The organism is Rhizobium sullae (assembly GCF_900169785.1).
Lineage (GTDB): Bacteria > Pseudomonadota > Alphaproteobacteria > Rhizobiales > Rhizobiaceae > Rhizobium > Rhizobium sullae.
Map to the genome: position 1 here is coordinate 16636 of NZ_FWER01000009.1, position 14716 is coordinate 31351.

Sequence of the window (14716 nt, forward strand, 5' to 3'; positions counted from 1 at the left end):
ACAATTGAGCAAGGACCGTCGTTCACCGCAATCGCAGCATCGGGTACAATAGCCGGCATCGCCAGCGCTCTTGTCTCCTACTTGGCTTACGGAATCATCAGCAACTATGCAGGCCGGACGATCTCGGCCGGCATCATGATCGTAGCGTACCTCGCTACGGCCAAGTTGATTATGTCGGCACCCTCTCACTTGCAAACTTGGACCGTGATTGTCGCAGCGTTATTCTGCATTTCCTACCTGACGCGGAAAGACAAGAGCCGAGAGGTATCCTCGTTGAGCCCCGTATGGGATCTTCCTGCTCGGATTCTCGCGTCCACCGCTATCGTTTTCTTTATTACGACATGGGCTCATCAGTTGGGCCCTGAATGGAGTGGGCTCCTCACCCCAGTCCCCGTAATTGCCTGGCCGCTTGTCGTCTTCGTTCAGGCACAACGGGGTCGTTCCGACGCCCTCGCGGTTATTCGGGGAACGGCAGCGGGTTCCGTAGCAACATTGGTATTCTGTACCGTCGTACTTCGGTTCATCGCTCACTTCCCCGTAGCGGGGGTTTTCGCTATTGCAACGATTGCGGCAGCAGTAACCTGCATACTCTCGGGCCTCGTCCTTATCCGATATAGAATGCACCTTGATCAGTTCCACAGACGGATGTGACGATAGGCCTATCGCTAGGAGAAACCGGTGGCAGTGAACAGCATACGTTTACGACAAAAACCCTCAACGACGGCATCGTTTGTCGTGGACGCCCTGCGACAGTCCATACTGCAAGGTCAAGTCTCCCAAGGAGAACGGATCCGACAGGACGCCACGGCCCTTCAATTTGGCGTAAGCCAGATGATCGTTCGAGAGGCGTTCAAGGACCTGGTGAATGAAGGTCTGTTGCAGGCGGAGCCACGCCGCGGTGTTTCTGTAACCGTCCTGAGCGTTGATGAAGCTCTTGAGATAACGACACTTCGCAGCATCTTAGAACCTCAGATTCTAGAATGGGCCATGCCCAACATTACCGACAGCGATTGTCAAAAAGCGGAAAACATACTGCGTGAATTAGACATCGCGGTTTCCATTGATGACATCGTCCGCCTCAATGAGCAGTTTCATATGGCCCTCTATTCACCCTCGAAGAGACAACGAACACTAGACCTGATCTCATCACTCCGATTGAATTTTGAACGTTATTTGCGATACACTTGGACTGCGACATCGCATCGCGCAAAGTCCCAGGAAGAGCATCACCGAATTCTCGAGTTGTGCCGAAGCCACAAAGCAAAACCGGCTTGCCGGCTCCTGAAAGATCACATCGTAGCAACGGGTGAACTCCTCATCGAGAAGCTGCGCCGATTAGACGCCTAGCTTTCCCCGGGCTCTTCGCCTCCGTGACAGCAACTTTCGTCTTTAGATGGTGGACAATGACATCAACGGTTCGGCGGATGTGACCTTCAAGAAGTATGCGCATCTCGCTCTCCTGCCCAGCTTGGCATATATCATCGACTGAATTCGAGTTGTCGATCGCATCGATGAGACCTGTTGCGGCGCTCAAATCTTCCCTGGACATGCCTGGCATGCTCCACAGCATCATTTGAATTTCCAGTAAACAGCGAAGCACGATCAACTCCGACACTTCGGCGATCGAGAGTTCTGATACGAGCACGGCGCGGTTGGGTTCAGAGACAACCAGACGCTCGACCGCAAGCTGTCTAAACGCCTCCCTCACCGGTGTGGCGCTTACCCCGAAAACCTACCCGAGGATGACGGAGAAGGGGCTGCGACGGCGCCAGACCGAAGGTTATCGCGCAGGCACGATGCAGAACTGGTTGCCTTCCGGGTCCTTCATGACGGTATAGCCTGCTTCCCTTCGCTGGACGTTACCGCCCAGCACGGTGATGCGTTCGATCGCGGCCGGAACATCATCGACGGCGATATCGAGATGGACGCGGTTGTTGCTGTAGTCGCGCAGCGGGACGCGCTGGAAGCAGAGCGACGGGCCAGGGCCATCCACCATCACCGTCGGGTCCGTCTCCGGCGTAAAGCCAAGCTTCGCCAGCCGGCTGATTTCGGCCTCGTCATAGGGGCGGATTTGATAGCCATCGAGGAGGGCCGCCCAGAAGGCGGCAAGGCGCGAGGGGGTTTCGGATTCGAAAACGATCTCAGCGATGGTGGCCATGGAAGGTCTCCCGAAGGTGGTGCGGGCAGCACAGAAATGCGAACCATCAAGCCTCGCTTGCGGCTGCGGGCGAAGCGGTCATTTCACTTCTCCCGAGACTTCGGCAGCCCTTCAGTGGCCTGATAACACGAGGGTCTGGACGGGGAGGAGCATCGCCTGCATCCGCAAGATCATGGCGTGCACGAGCCCGACGGCGTCCACCACGTGCAGGAACAGCCATCGCATCGTACCGATATTCTCGTCGGCGAGCGCCTCGTGATTGCTCGTGTAGGCGTTGGCGATGCAACTGCTTCCCGGTGGAATGTCATCAAGTTCTCCAGGAAAGAGCGGCTGCAGGAAGACGGTCAGGGTTCCCGGACGCGCCATTTGCTGGACATCGATAAGTTGATCCGTCGGACGTAACTGTCCAGCCGCGATCACATCCTGAACGTCAGTCACGACCAGTGGAATGATGGTAAACGGCTTTCCAATACAGGTCGCTTCGGCGATCATTCCTCGCTTTATCACCTGCGCTTCGATCTGGCCGAAACCGGCGATCAGTGTGCCTCGCCCTGCTTCCGCAGGAACGAGAATGCCGGCCGGACGCAGCATCATATTGAGGACATCGCCCCGACGCAGCGCGAACTGCTGGACGGTTCCCGCAACGCCGGCCCGAACGAGCGTCTTGTCCAGTTCCACCTGAGCCTGCGCCTGCGCAGCTTCGGCGCTTGCCTTTTGCGCCGGCAACAGGACATTGATCTTGGCTTCGAGAGTCTGCTTGTTGGCAAGCACAGCACTCACCGCACCCTTGCGGCTTTCGACGGTGTTTTCCAGACGGACGACCTCTCTTCGGGCGACGGCATCGTTCCTCAACAGCTGGGACTTCATCTCGTATTCGTCCACTGCAACCTGAAGGGCGCCCTCGGCCTCCTGGATCTGGCCGTCTGCAGCGGCCAGTTCGGTTTGAGCCACCGTGGTTTCCGCTTCGACTTCCGCGATCTTTCGACGTGCCGTCTCTAGCGCTGCTTTCTGCAGCGAGTCGTCCAGGCGGAACAGCGGTGCGCCGGCGGCCACCTTCTCGTTCACCCCGACATAGACGTCCACGACGCGTCCGGCTGCTTCCGGCAGGATCGTCACCGTGCGGAATACAGCTGTGACATTCTTGGTCGAGGGATGGAAATAGAAGATCATGGTGATCAGCGAAATGGTGAGGATCAGGCAGGCGGAAATACCCCAGCGCAGTTCGTACCACACGCTGTAAAGCGTGATCTCGCGACCGATCCGCTTTCCCTGAACATAACGCCGATAAAGATAATCCGGGAAGACGGTGAGCATAGAGCAGAGCAGCAACTCGAACATGTATCAGACACCCTCTCCGTGCACACCGGTCTTCGACTTCACCTCGGCCGGCCCCACCGGCTCTTCGGTTATCAATGCGGGATCGCCGCTGGTTACTGGATCACGGCCGGTAAGCTTTGCCAGCGATTGCGCGATCGAGTAGAGCGGCGTCGTAAAGTCCGGGATGCGCACAAAGGCCAGCAGGAGGCCGGCAATCCAATAGAGATGGTTGTGCGTGAAGAGCGAGATCAGCACCAGGACCGCCACAACCTCCATCTGCACCTTATTGGTGCGATGCGCGATGCGCTCCGGAACGGCATGGAGCCGGAAGTAGAGGTTGCCAATCACGAGAACGGCAACAATCAGAAAAATGGCAACGCCATTGAAGAGATAATCGGCTTGTCCTGGCTCTGTAATAAAGCCTGGCACGTGATCAACCGCGGCCGGATGCATCGATTGCGCCATTTACACTCCCCCTCCCAGCTGGAGAATCATGATGACTTCAGCAATACAAGCAGTATGGGCAGAAAACTCTATATATTTTCACAGAATCGCAGGCTTTGATTATTCAGACACCAAGTCCGGTAAATTTGTTGGCTTCAAGTTCCCCGCATGAAGAATTTACCATCCAGAATGCCATACAATTCTGCGTATGCTTCTCACTATATCATACGAAGGCGACCGCCTGCCATAACTTGGATGACACGGGCTCATGCAGGTGGAGGCTCAAAGAGGCGGCTCAAGCCGGGCTCAAGCCGCCTCTTTCTCCTTCCCATAGGGGTCAAACCGCCCGTAGAATGTCTCGCCCTTCGCCGCCATCTCCTTCAAGAGCGCCGTCGGCTTGAAATGCAACCCGTAAGCCGTAGCTAACGTTTCGCAGAGCTCCACGAAGGTCTTCGTGCCCATGCCGTCGATGTAGCTCAGCGCGCCGCCGGTATAGGGGGCAAAGCCGAAGCCGAGGATGGAGCCGACGTCAGCTTCGCGCGGGTCGGTGACGATGCCTTCTTCCACGGTGCGGGCAGCCTCGAGGGCGATGGTGACCAGGAAGCGCTGCTTCAGGGTGTTGATGTCGATCTTGTCCGCATTTTTCTGCGGGTAGAAGGTCTTGAGGTCGGGCCAGAGCGACTTCTTGGCGGGCTTCGGCGGGTAATCGTAGAAGCCCTTGGAATTCTTGCGGCCGAAGCGGCCTTCCTTTTCGACCATGCGGGAGACGAGCTCCATGTGGCGCGGGTCGACGGCTTGGTCGCCCAGGTCCGCCACCGTTGCCTTGAGGATCTTCAGCGACAGGTCGATGGCGACCTCGTCGTTCAGCGCCAGCGGTCCGACCGGCATGCCGGCCATCTTGGCGGCGTTCTCGATCATCGCCGGCGGCACGCCTTCGATCAGCATGTCGTAGCTTTCGGCCATGTAGCGCAGCACGCAGCGATTGACGAAGAAGCCGCGGGTGTCGTTGACGACGATCGGCGTCTTCCTGATGGCGGCGACGTAATCCAGCGCTACCGCGAGCGCCTTGTCGCCGGTTTCCTTGCCGAGGATGACTTCCGTCAGCATCATCTTTTCGACGGGGGAGAAGAAGTGGATGCCGATGAAATCGGCTGGGCGCTTGGAATTCTTTGCCAGGCCGGTGATCGGCAGGGTCGAGGTGTTGGAGGCGAAGATCGCGCCTTCGGGCAGCACTTCCTCGACGGCTTCGATAACGTCCTTCTTGACCTCGCGATCTTCGAAGACCGCTTCGATGACGAGATCGGCGTCCTTGAGATCGGCGTAATCGACGGAGGGCGTGATGCGGGCGAGGATGGCGGCGCCCTCCTCCTGCGTAAGACGTCCCTTACCGATAGAGTCCTTCACCAGCCCTTCGCCGGTCGTCTTGCCCTTGTTGGCCGCATCCATATCGCGATCGATCAAGGTGACGTCGATGCCCGCTGCGGCCGTGACATAGGCGATCGAGGCGCCCATGAAGCCGGCGCCGACGACGCCGACTTTCTTCAGCTCGGTCTTGGGCACGCCTGCCGGGCGGCGGGCGCCCTTGCCGAGTTCCTGCATAGAGATGAAGAGCGAGCGGATCATCGAGAAGGCTTCGGTAGTCTGCAGCACCTGCGTGAAATAGCGCTGTTCGATCTTCAGCGCCGTATCGAAGGGCACCTGCAGGCCTTCATAGACGCATTTGAGAATGGCGAGCGCGCCGGGATAATTGCCGGCGGTCTCCCGGCGGAGGATCGCGGGTGCGGCGGGCCAGAGCTGGGCGGCCGCCGGAGTCCAGATGCCCCCGCCAGGCGCCTTGAAGCCCTTCTCATCCCAGGGGGCCACGGGTTTGAGCCCGTCCTTGATCATCTGCTTGGCGGCGGCGATCAGCTGATCCGGTTCGACCACCTGATGCACGAGGTTCATCGCCTTGGCGCGGGAGGCCGAGAGCGACTGACCGGTCGTCATCATCTGCAGCGCCGACTGGGCATCGGCAAGGCGCGCGACGCGCTGCGTGCCGCCGGCTCCCGGGAAGATGCCGACCTTGACCTCGGGGAGTGCGATCTTGACCGACTTGGCATTGGACGCGACGCGACCATGGCAGGCGAGCGACATTTCCAGCGCGCCGCCCATGCAGGTGCCGTTGATCGCCGAGACCCATGGCTTGCCGCAGGTTTCGAGCTTGCGGAAGAGGCCGGTCATGCGGCCGACCTGATCGAAGAGTTTTTGCGCAGCTGTCTCAGGGTTTGCTGCCTTTTCCTGTTGGTAGAGCGTAAACATCGACTTGATCATCGAAAGGTCCGCACCGCCGGAGAAGGTGGACTTGCCGGAGGTGATGACGACGCCCTTGATGGCGGTATCGGCCACGGTCGCGTCGACGATGGCGTTCAGCTCGTCCATCACCTCTTCGGTGAAGACGTTCATGGACTTGCCGGGCATATCCCAGGTGACGAGGGCGATGCCGTCGGCGTCGGTTCTGACGGTGAAGTTCTTGTAGGTGCTCATTGGGGATTTCCTCTTCCCTAAATTTCTCAAGCTTTCAAAAGACGCCGAGCAGGTAACAACTCACGCCAATGACCAAGACGAGGAACAGCAGCAGGAAGCGATTCTCGCTCCGCAGTCGCCGCGCGTGCTCCTTCGGATTGACATGGGATGCCTCGGCAGAAGCTTGTTCCATGTCCTTATCCAGATTCCGAAGCTCGAAGTGACGTTTCGTCTCGTTCTGGCTCATTGGCTCGTCTCCGCTCGGCAATCCCCTTAGACGCGTTCAATCACCGTCGCCGTGCCCATGCCGGCGCCGATGCAGAGGGTGACGAGCGCGGTGTTGAGATCGCGGCGTTCGAGCTCGTCCAGTACCGTGCCGAGGATCATCGCGCCGGTGGCGCCGAGCGGGTGACCCATGGCGATGGCGCCGCCATTGACGTTGATCTTGTCGTGATCGATGCCGAAGGCCTGCATGTAGCGCAGCACGACGGCGGCGAAGGCTTCGTTGAGCTCGAAGAGGTCGATGTCGGAAAGCTGCATGCCAGTGCGCTTCAGCAGCTTTTCGGTCACGTCGACGGGGCCTGTCAGCATGAGGGCCGGGTCGGAGCCGATATTGGCGAAGGCCCTGATGCGGCCACGGGGCTTGAGGCTCATGCTTTCACCGCCGACCTTGGAACCGAGCAGCACGGCGGCGGCGCCATCGACGATGCCCGAGGAATTGCCGGCGTGGTGGACGTAGTTGATGCGCTCGACCTCCGGATGGGCCTGGATGCCGACGGCCTCGAAGCCGCCCATCTCGCCAGGCATCTGGAAGGAGGGGTTGAGAGAGGCCAGCGCCTGCATGTCGGTGCCGGGGCGCATGTGCTCGTCATGAGCGAGGATCGTCAGGCCGTTCTGGTCTTTGACCGGGATGACGGAATTCTTGAAGTAGCCCTTCTCCCAGGCGTTCGCCGCGCGCTTCTGGCTCTCGACGGCATAGGCGTCGACGTCGTCGCGGCTAAAGCCATATTTGGTGGCGATCAGATCTGCCGAGACGCCCTGCGGCATGAAATAGGCGGGAAAATTCACCGACGGGTCCATAAACCAGGCGCCGCCGGACATGCCGAGGCCGACGCGCGACATGCTTTCGACGCCGCCGGCAATGACGATGTCATCGGCCCCTTGCGAAATCTTGCCGGCCGCGAAGTTCACGGCATCGAGGCCGGAGGCGCAGAAGCGGGAGATCTGGATGCCGGGGGCGTGCGTCGAATAGCCGGCCTCGAAGGCGGCGGCCTTGGGGATGACGGCGCCGGCATCCATCACCGGATCGACGCAGCCCATGATGATATCGTCGACCGTCTTGGTGTCGAGCCCATTGCGGTCGCGGATCGCCTCCAGCGTCTTGGCGGCGAGGCGGACGGAGGGCACCTCGTGCAGCGAGCCGTCCTTCTTGCCGCGGCCGCGCGGCGTGCGGACGTGATCGTAAATGAAAACCTCGGTCATTGTCTCATCTCCCTGGGTGGCAAACGACTTGCCTCAAATCTGGTCACGGCGGGGAGAGAAAGACCCCCGCCCAACCCTCCCCCACAAGGGGGAGGGAGCAGGATCAAAATGCCTCGGCGGGCAAGGTCATCATCGTCTCGGCGCCGGTTTCGATGCGGGCCTTGCGCAGCGCGGTTTCCGGCATGATGCGCTCCATGAAGAAGCGGGCGGTCACGAGCTTGTTCCGCAGATAGCTTTCGCGCGAGGTATCGCCCAAGGCAAGGCCATCCTCGGCGGCTTTTGCCATTTTCGCCCACATGTAGCCGAGAACGACGAGGCCGAAGAGATGCATGTAGTCCGTCGAGCCGGCGCCGGCATTGTCGGGCTTTGCCATCGCATGCTGCATGAACCACATGGTCGCCGCCTGCACGTCGTTCAAGCCCTTCTTCAGGTTCTTGGTAAAGAAGGTCATCTTCACGTCGTTGCGGTTCTCCTCGCAGAAATCGCCGATCTCTTTGAAGAGCGCCACGACGGCGCGGCCGCCGTTCAAGCCAAGCTTGCGGCCGACGAGGTCGAGCGCCTGGATGCCATTGGCGCCTTCGTAGATCATCGCGATGCGGGCGTCGCGCACGTACTGGCTCATGCCGTGCTCTTCGATGTAGCCGTGGCCGCCGAAGACCTGCTGGGCCATAACGGCATGATCGAAGCCCTTGTCGGTCATCACGCCCTTCAGGATCGGGGTGACGAGGCCGAGAATATCGTCCGCCGTCTGGCGTTCGGCATCGCTCGCGGAGCGGTGGGCGATGTCCGACTTCAGCGCAGTCCAGAGCAGGAAGGCGCGGCCGGCCTCATTGAAGGCGCGGATGGTCATTAGCGTGCGGCGGATATCGGGATGGACGATGATCGGATCGGCTTGTCTATCCAGCGCCTTCGGGCCGGAAAGCGAACGGCCCTGGATGCGCTCGCGGGCGTAGTTTACGGCGTTCTGATAGGCAATTTCCGAGATCGAGAGGCCTTGCAGGCCGACGCCGAGGCGGGCCTCGTTCATCATCACGAACATGGCGTTCAGGCCGCGGTTTTCCGCGCCGATCAGGAAGCCGGTCGCCTCGTCGTAGTTCATGACGCAGGTGGCGTTGCCGTGGATGCCCATCTTGTGCTCGATCGCGCCGCAGGAGACCGCATTGCGGTCACGGGGCATGCCGTCGTCCTTGATGAGGAATTTCGGGACGATGAAGAGCGAGATGCCTTTCGTTCCCTCGGGCGCACCCTCGATGCGGGCCAGGACTAGGTGGACGATATTGTCCGTCATGTCGTGCTCGCCGGCGGAGATGAAGATCTTCTGGCCGGAGATTTTGTAGCTGCCGTCACCCTGTGGCACGGCTTTGGTGCGCAGCAGACCGAGATCGGTGCCGCAATGCGGCTCTGTGAGGTTCATGGTGCCGGACCATTCGCCGGCAACCATTTTCGGCAGATAGGTCTGCTTCTGCTCATCCGAGCCATGGACAAAGATCGCGGCGATCGCGCCCTGGGTCAGTCCGGGATACATCATCAGCGACATGTTGGCGGCGGAGGTATATTCGCCAACGGCACAATGGAGCGTATAAGGCAGCCCCTGGCCCCCGAATTCTTCGGGGACCGCCAGGCCTACCCAACCGCCTTCGCAATAGGTCTTGTAAGCTTCCTTGAAGCCCTTCGGCGTCGTGACCGAGCCGTCGTCCGCCCGCCTGCAGCCTTCCTGATCGCCGGAATAATTCAGCGGGAAGAGCACTTCCTCTGCTACCTTTGCCGCCTCGCTCAGAATGGCCTCGACCATATCCGGCGTCGCGTCGCCAAAGCCCGGCAGATTATTGTAGCGCTCGATACCGAGCACGTCGTTCAGCACGAAGAGCGTGTCGTTAACCGGGGCCTTGTAGATTGGCATCGTTCGAATTCCTCCAATTCGGCAACCGGACGGCACCGGCATTTGAGAGTCTCTTACAAAATATTGACGTTTGCGTAAACGTCAAATTCTGTATTCGCGCAAATTTGTAGGAAAGAATCCACTACGCCTGTCGGGTGACCTGCGCTTGAAACGTCCTTCGACTGTCCAAACACTGACAGTAATGGACGAGGAGGCTATGTAAATGACTAAGGTCAGCACGAATATCTGGTTCGAAAAGGACGCAAAGGACGCCGTCGAATTTTATGTCTCGATGGTGCCGAATTCTTCCATCCGGCGCACGACCGTGGTTCCCGCGGATACGCCGAGCGGGCCGGAGGGCAGTTGCAAGGTAATCGAGTTCAGGCTTGGCGACCAGGAATTCACGGCGCTGGAGGCCGGGCCGCTCGACCCGCTCAATCATTCCTTTTCAATCGTTGTCGCATGCGAGACACAAGCCGAGATCGACCGGCTGTGGGACGGCTTCCTGGAGAACGGCGGCGTGGGGGAGGCATGCGGCTGGCTGAAGGATCGCTGGGGGCTTTCCTGGCAGATCGTGCCGCGCGTGCTCGGCGAGATGATGGCCGACCCGGACCGCGCCAAGGCGCGGCGCATGACCGAAGTCATGCTCAGTATGGTCAGGCTCGATATTGCGAAGCTGGAAGCGGCGTTCCGCGGCTAAGCGGGATGCCGGATCCGCAGTCCGCCTGCGGCGCTATCGAGCAAATTTCTTCGCGCCAGCGACGCAGGCGACCACGGCCAGCGTAACCGCAAACATGCCTGCACTTACCGTCTCATGCAGGAGTGCAGCGGCAAGTGCGAGGCTGAAGAAGGGCTGTAGCAATTGCAACTGGCCGACGGCTGCGATACCGCCGAGCGCAAGGCCGCGATACCAGAATATGAAGCCGATCAGCATGCTGAAGAGCGAGACGTAAGCAAGGCCGATCCATGACGTGCTCGCGGCATCCGGGAAGGACGGCGGCCTGACGGCGACAGACAGCACGAGCATGACCGGCAGTGAGAGAACGAGCGCCCAGGAGATCACCTGCCAGCCGCCCAGCTTGCGCGACAGCCGCCCGCCTTCGGCATAGCCCAGCCCGCAGACGACGATTGCCGCCAGCATCAAGAGATCGCCGACCGAGGATGCGGAGTCTTCTCGCATCAGCGCAAAACCCGCGACGATGGCGCTGCCGAGGCAAGAGAACAGCCAGAACACCGGACGCGGGCGCTCGCCGCCACGCAGCACGCCGAAGACGGCGGTCGCGAGCGGCAGCAGACCGATGAAAACCGTCGAGTGAGCCGAGGTGATATGCTTCAGCGCAAATGCGGTGAGCAGCGGAAAGCCTATGACCACGCCGAGCGACACGACCGCGAGCGAGAGAAGATCGGCGCGGCCGGGACGCTTTTCGCGAAAGGCGAGCAGCAGGCAAAGGGCAAGGATGCCTGCAATCGCGGCGCGGGCGACGGTAAGGAACAGCGGATCGAAATTTGCGACCGCCACGCGCGTCGCCGGAAGCGATCCGCTGAAGATCAGCACGCCCAGAAAGCCATTGATCCAGCCGCCTGTCTTATCCATCGTCATGCTCCTTAGCTGCTGCCGCTATGAACCGAAGGGCATGGCGGCGCCAGCGACAATGCTGTACAGTTTCGACAAACTGTTATGGATACGGATGCAGTACAGATGGAACAAGCGGTCAAGGGAGCAGAGGGCGGCAAACGCATTGAAGCGGTGATGGCGGAAATCCGCAGCCGGATCACAGCTCGCAGGCTCGTGCCGGGGTCACGCCTGCCTTCGGTGCGCGCCTTCGCGAAGACGATGCAGGTCTCGCCTTCGACCGTCGTGGAAGCCTATGAGCGGCTAGGCGCCGAAGGCCTGATCCGTTCGCGGCCGGGTTCCGGCTTTTATGTTTCCAGTCCGCTGGCGCCGCTTACGCTTTCCGAGATCGGGCCGAAGCTCGATCGGGCGATCGATCCATTGTGGGTCTACCGGCAGTCGCTGGAAGACGGCCCCGAACTGCTGAAACCCGGATGCGGTTGGCTGCCGGCGAGCTGGATGCCGGAAGCGGCAATACGGAAAGCGCTTCGTGCCATCTCCCGTGGCGAAGGACGCGTGCTCGCAGACTACGGAACGCCGCTCGGCCTGCCACCGCTGAGGCAACTGCTCGCGCGCCGCATGGGCGAGCGCGGCATTCCAGCAGCTCCCGACCACATCATTCTTACGGAATCGGGTACGCAGGCAATCGATCTCCTGTGCCGCTTTCTGATCGAGCCCGGTGATGCCATATTGGTGGACGACCCGTGCTACTTCAATTTTCATGCACTGCTGCGCGCTCACCGGGCCAATGCCATCGGCGTTCCGATGACGCCCGACGGGCCGGATATCGAGGCATTCGCGCGGGCAATCGATGGGCACCGGCCGCGGCTCTACATCACCAACTCATCAATCCATAACCCGACAGGCGCGACGTGTTCACCGGTTGTGGCACACCGCCTTCTGAAGCTTGCCGAGCGGGCCGGGCTAACAATCATCGAGGACGATATCTTCGCCGACCTTGAGCACGAACCCGCCCCTCGTCTCGCCGCCTTCGACGGGCTGGAGCGCGTGGTGCATATCGGGAGCTTCTCCAAGACGCTTTCCGCTTCTGTCCGTTGCGGCTTCATCGCCGCCAGGCCGGAGTGGATCGAGCCGCTCACCGATCTCAAGATGGCGACAAGCATCGGCGGCGGGCGGCTCTCATCCGAACTGATCCTGCTGCTCCTCAAGGACGGCAGTTATCGCAAGCATCTCGATGCACTGCGCGTTCGTCTCTCAAAGGCCATGGACGAGACGGTTGCGCAGCTTGCGCCGCTCGGCATCACGCCATGGATAAGGCCGCAGGCCGGCATATTTCTCTGGTGCAGGTTGCCGGACGGCATAGACGCTGCCGATATTGCGCAAGCCTGCCTTGCCGACAACGTCGTCCTAGCCCCGGGCAATGCGTTCAGCCTGTCGCAGACAGCACGCGGCTTCCTTCGTTTCAATGTGGCGCAATCGGCCGATCCGAGGATTTTCCGATCGCTGGAAAGGGCGTTGAACAATGCGGCGCGCGGCGCGGGCCGCTGACTCGGCAATCACTGGCCGAAAGCAGCGTTTGCTTCTCCGGGCGAACACGCTACATTTCGCTGGCTAACCGACGAGAGCCCTGGGAGGAGCGATTTCATGAGACGAATGTGGCCTGAGGAGTTCAATTCCATCCTGAGCGGTGCAGAGGAAGTGACGTTGACGTTGCCGGCGGTCATCCATGAGGACGGATCGCGGAGCGAGGCGATCAGCAGGCAGGCTTTGAAAATCCGCATTCCGATGGAGGATTACGAGCGCATCTGGCCATTGGCGGAAGCACGCTACCGGCTCGGCGGAGAATTTGCCGGCAAGGCAATCACGCTGATCACCACCAATCCGCATTACCATGCCTGGCACCCGGCTGACGGCGGCAGCGTCGAGAACACCTCCGATAGCGGCAGGCACTACACGACGAATTACATCGTCGCGCATTTTCTGCTCGACGATGTACGGGAGACGGCTGCGGCCTGAGCCCCTTACGCTTCGTCCAGAGCGAGCGCCAGATCGGCGATCAGATCATCCGGGTGCTCGATGCCGATCGACAGCCGGATGGTCGATTCCAGAACGCCGATGCGCTGGCGCACATCTGCCGGCACACCGGAATGGGTCATCGCAGCCGGATGGCTGGCGAGCGATTCCGTGCCGCCAAGGCTGACGGCAAGCTTGAAGATCTTCAACGCGTTCAGGAACTTGAACGAGGCCGGCTGGCCGCCATTAATATCGAAAGAGAAAGTGGAGCCGGCGCCGGTGCACTGCGCGGCAAACGTGCGGCCAACCGGCGATTCCGGATCGTGATACGGCAGATAGTGGATCTTCTCGACCTTCGGGTGGTCGCGGAGGAAGTCTGCGACGGCGCGCGCATTGCTGTTTGCCCGCTCCATGCGGATCTGCAGCGTTTCCAGCGAACGGCCGAGCATCCAACAGGAATGCGGATCGAGTTGCGTGCCGATCGAGCCGCGCAGCGCCTTCACCTGTTTGACAATCGCCTTGGGACCGAGGACGGCGCCGGCGATGAGATCCGAATGGCCGCCGACATATTTGGTCAGCGAATAGAGCGAGATATCCGCGCCGTGTTCGATCGGTCGCTGGAAGACCGGGCCTAGCAGCGTGTTGTCGCAGACGACGATCGGCGTGTGGCCCTGCGTCTTTCCGACCGCATCGGCGATGCGGCGGATCATGGCGACATCGACGAGGCTGTTCGTCGGGTTGGCGGGCGTTTCGACGAGGATGACCGAGACGCGGCCTTTCGACACGGCCTCGTCAGCGGCGGCCCTGACCAAAGCCTCGCTGACGCCATCGGCGAATCCGACGGTAGCAACGTCGAGATTGTGGAAGGTCTTCGCCAGCAGCGTTTCGGTGCCGCCATAAAGCGGCTGCGAATGAAGGATCGCATCGCCGGGCCGGACGAAGGCAAGCAGCGTGGTTGCAATCGCCGCCATGCCTGACGAGAAGAGCGCGCCGCTTTCCGTCCGCTCATAGACGGCGAGCCTGTCTTCGACGATCTCGCTGTTCGGGTGGTTGAAGCGCGAGTAGACGAGGCCTGCCCCCTTGCCTTCCGGCGGTTCACGGCGGCCCGACACATAGTCGAAGAAATCGCGCCCATCCTCTGCGGTGTTGAAGACGAAGGTCGAGGTCAGGAAGACCGGCGGCTTGACCGCGCCTTCTGAAAGCTCCGGATCGTAGCCGTAGTTCAACATCAGCGTTTCCGGATGCAGCGCGTGATTGCCGATATGGGTTCTCGAAGGATGCGGCGCGGTCATGACGGTCTCCTCGGCCGATGGATTGGAACTGAAACGGCAAATTATATCAAATGCGA

General features: G+C 60.6%; 13 protein-coding genes and 1 pseudogene. 4 read left to right on the forward strand and 10 right to left on the reverse strand.

Going from position 1 to position 14716, the window contains the following annotated elements:
• The first annotated feature begins 678 nt into the window (after nucleotides 1-678).
• Nucleotides 679-1347, forward strand: coding sequence for a GntR family transcriptional regulator (locus BN1800_RS09480; RefSeq protein WP_244564476.1), 669 nt, complete (start codon nucleotides 679-681; stop codon nucleotides 1345-1347).
• Here BN1800_RS09480 and BN1800_RS43860 read toward each other — a convergent pair.
• From BN1800_RS43860 to BN1800_RS09520, 8 genes and pseudogenes are all read right to left on the reverse strand, one after another.
• Nucleotides 1316-1717 (reverse strand): annotated as a pseudogene (locus BN1800_RS43860) (GntR family transcriptional regulator); the annotation flags it as partial. The gene BN1800_RS09480 and the pseudogene BN1800_RS43860 overlap by 32 nt on opposite strands.
• Before the next feature lie 63 nt (nucleotides 1718-1780).
• Entirely contained in the window at nucleotides 1781-2158 is a 378-nt protein-coding gene (locus BN1800_RS09490) for a VOC family protein (RefSeq protein WP_086996789.1), read from the reverse strand.
• Between the two features lie 111 nt (nucleotides 2159-2269).
• Nucleotides 2270-3496, reverse strand: a complete 1227-nt coding sequence (locus BN1800_RS09495; protein ID WP_086996793.1) for an HlyD family secretion protein — start codon at nucleotides 3494-3496, stop codon at nucleotides 2270-2272.
• Nucleotides 3497-3499: 3 nt separating this feature from the next.
• Nucleotides 3500-3940: a hypothetical protein gene (locus BN1800_RS09500; RefSeq protein WP_027513330.1), complete on the reverse strand. Its 441-nt coding sequence runs from the start codon at nucleotides 3938-3940 to the stop codon at nucleotides 3500-3502.
• Between the two features lie 285 nt (nucleotides 3941-4225).
• On the reverse strand, nucleotides 4226-6442 hold the full coding sequence (locus BN1800_RS09505; RefSeq protein WP_086996796.1) for an FAD-dependent oxidoreductase: 2217 nt from the start codon (nucleotides 6440-6442) through the stop codon (nucleotides 4226-4228).
• Between the two features lie 34 nt (nucleotides 6443-6476).
• Nucleotides 6477-6668: a hypothetical protein gene (locus BN1800_RS09510; protein ID WP_086996798.1), complete on the reverse strand. Its 192-nt coding sequence runs from the start codon at nucleotides 6666-6668 to the stop codon at nucleotides 6477-6479.
• 26 nt (nucleotides 6669-6694) lie between these two features.
• A complete protein-coding gene (locus BN1800_RS09515; protein WP_027513327.1) occupies nucleotides 6695-7903 on the reverse strand; it encodes an acetyl-CoA C-acetyltransferase in 1209 nt (402 codons plus the stop codon).
• A gap of 103 nt (nucleotides 7904-8006) precedes the next feature.
• Complete coding sequence (locus BN1800_RS09520; protein WP_027513326.1) at nucleotides 8007-9803, reverse strand: acyl-CoA dehydrogenase C-terminal domain-containing protein; 1797 nt, start codon at nucleotides 9801-9803, stop codon at nucleotides 8007-8009.
• 202 nt (nucleotides 9804-10005) lie between these two features.
• On the opposite strand from BN1800_RS09520, the gene BN1800_RS09525 reads away from it, so the two are divergent.
• Nucleotides 10006-10482 carry a VOC family protein gene (locus tag BN1800_RS09525; RefSeq protein WP_027513325.1) on the forward strand — a complete coding sequence of 159 codons (477 nt, stop codon included), beginning with the start codon at nucleotides 10006-10008 and terminating at the stop codon, nucleotides 10480-10482.
• 33 nt (nucleotides 10483-10515) lie between these two features.
• On the opposite strand, the gene BN1800_RS09530 is transcribed toward BN1800_RS09525, so the two are convergent.
• Nucleotides 10516-11376 (reverse strand): DMT family transporter, encoded by an 861-nt coding sequence (locus tag BN1800_RS09530; RefSeq protein ID WP_027513324.1) that lies wholly within the window; start codon nucleotides 11374-11376, stop codon nucleotides 10516-10518.
• 105 nt (nucleotides 11377-11481) lie between these two features.
• Between BN1800_RS09530 and BN1800_RS09535 the strand changes: the two genes are divergently transcribed.
• Together BN1800_RS09535 and BN1800_RS09540 are read left to right on the forward strand one after the other, a co-directional pair.
• A complete protein-coding gene (locus BN1800_RS09535; protein ID WP_086996801.1) occupies nucleotides 11482-12903 on the forward strand; it encodes an aminotransferase-like domain-containing protein in 1422 nt (473 codons plus the stop codon).
• A gap of 96 nt (nucleotides 12904-12999) precedes the next feature.
• On the forward strand, nucleotides 13000-13371 hold the full coding sequence (locus tag BN1800_RS09540; protein ID WP_037143893.1) for a hypothetical protein: 372 nt from the start codon (nucleotides 13000-13002) through the stop codon (nucleotides 13369-13371).
• A gap of 5 nt (nucleotides 13372-13376) precedes the next feature.
• Here BN1800_RS09540 and BN1800_RS09545 read toward each other — a convergent pair whose 3' ends face one another.
• Nucleotides 13377-14660, reverse strand: a complete 1284-nt coding sequence (locus BN1800_RS09545; RefSeq protein ID WP_086996804.1) for a cystathionine gamma-synthase family protein — start codon at nucleotides 14658-14660, stop codon at nucleotides 13377-13379.
• Nucleotides 14661-14716 lie beyond the last annotated feature (56 nt).

Coding starts and splice junctions, on each gene's coding strand:
- BN1800_RS09530 (WP_027513324.1), bottom strand. CDS start 11,376: ATGGATAAGACAGGCGGCTGGATCAATGGCTTTCTGGGCGTGCTGATC.
- BN1800_RS09510 (WP_086996798.1), bottom strand. CDS start 6,668: ATGAGCCAGAACGAGACGAAACGTCACTTCGAGCTTCGGAATCTGGAT.
- BN1800_RS09500 (WP_027513330.1), bottom strand. CDS start 3,940: ATGGCGCAATCGATGCATCCGGCCGCGGTTGATCACGTGCCAGGCTTT.
- BN1800_RS09495 (WP_086996793.1), bottom strand. CDS start 3,496: ATGTTCGAGTTGCTGCTCTGCTCTATGCTCACCGTCTTCCCGGATTAT.
- BN1800_RS09515 (WP_027513327.1), bottom strand. CDS start 7,903: ATGACCGAGGTTTTCATTTACGATCACGTCCGCACGCCGCGCGGCCGC.
- BN1800_RS09540 (WP_037143893.1), top strand. CDS start 13,000: ATGAGACGAATGTGGCCTGAGGAGTTCAATTCCATCCTGAGCGGTGCA.
- BN1800_RS09490 (WP_086996789.1), bottom strand. CDS start 2,158: ATGGCCACCATCGCTGAGATCGTTTTCGAATCCGAAACCCCCTCGCGC.
- BN1800_RS09505 (WP_086996796.1), bottom strand. CDS start 6,442: ATGAGCACCTACAAGAACTTCACCGTCAGAACCGACGCCGACGGCATC.
- BN1800_RS09535 (WP_086996801.1), top strand. CDS start 11,482: ATGGAACAAGCGGTCAAGGGAGCAGAGGGCGGCAAACGCATTGAAGCG.
- BN1800_RS09520 (WP_027513326.1), bottom strand. CDS start 9,803: ATGCCAATCTACAAGGCCCCGGTTAACGACACGCTCTTCGTGCTGAAC.
- BN1800_RS09525 (WP_027513325.1), top strand. CDS start 10,006: ATGACTAAGGTCAGCACGAATATCTGGTTCGAAAAGGACGCAAAGGAC.
- BN1800_RS09545 (WP_086996804.1), bottom strand. CDS start 14,660: ATGACCGCGCCGCATCCTTCGAGAACCCATATCGGCAATCACGCGCTG.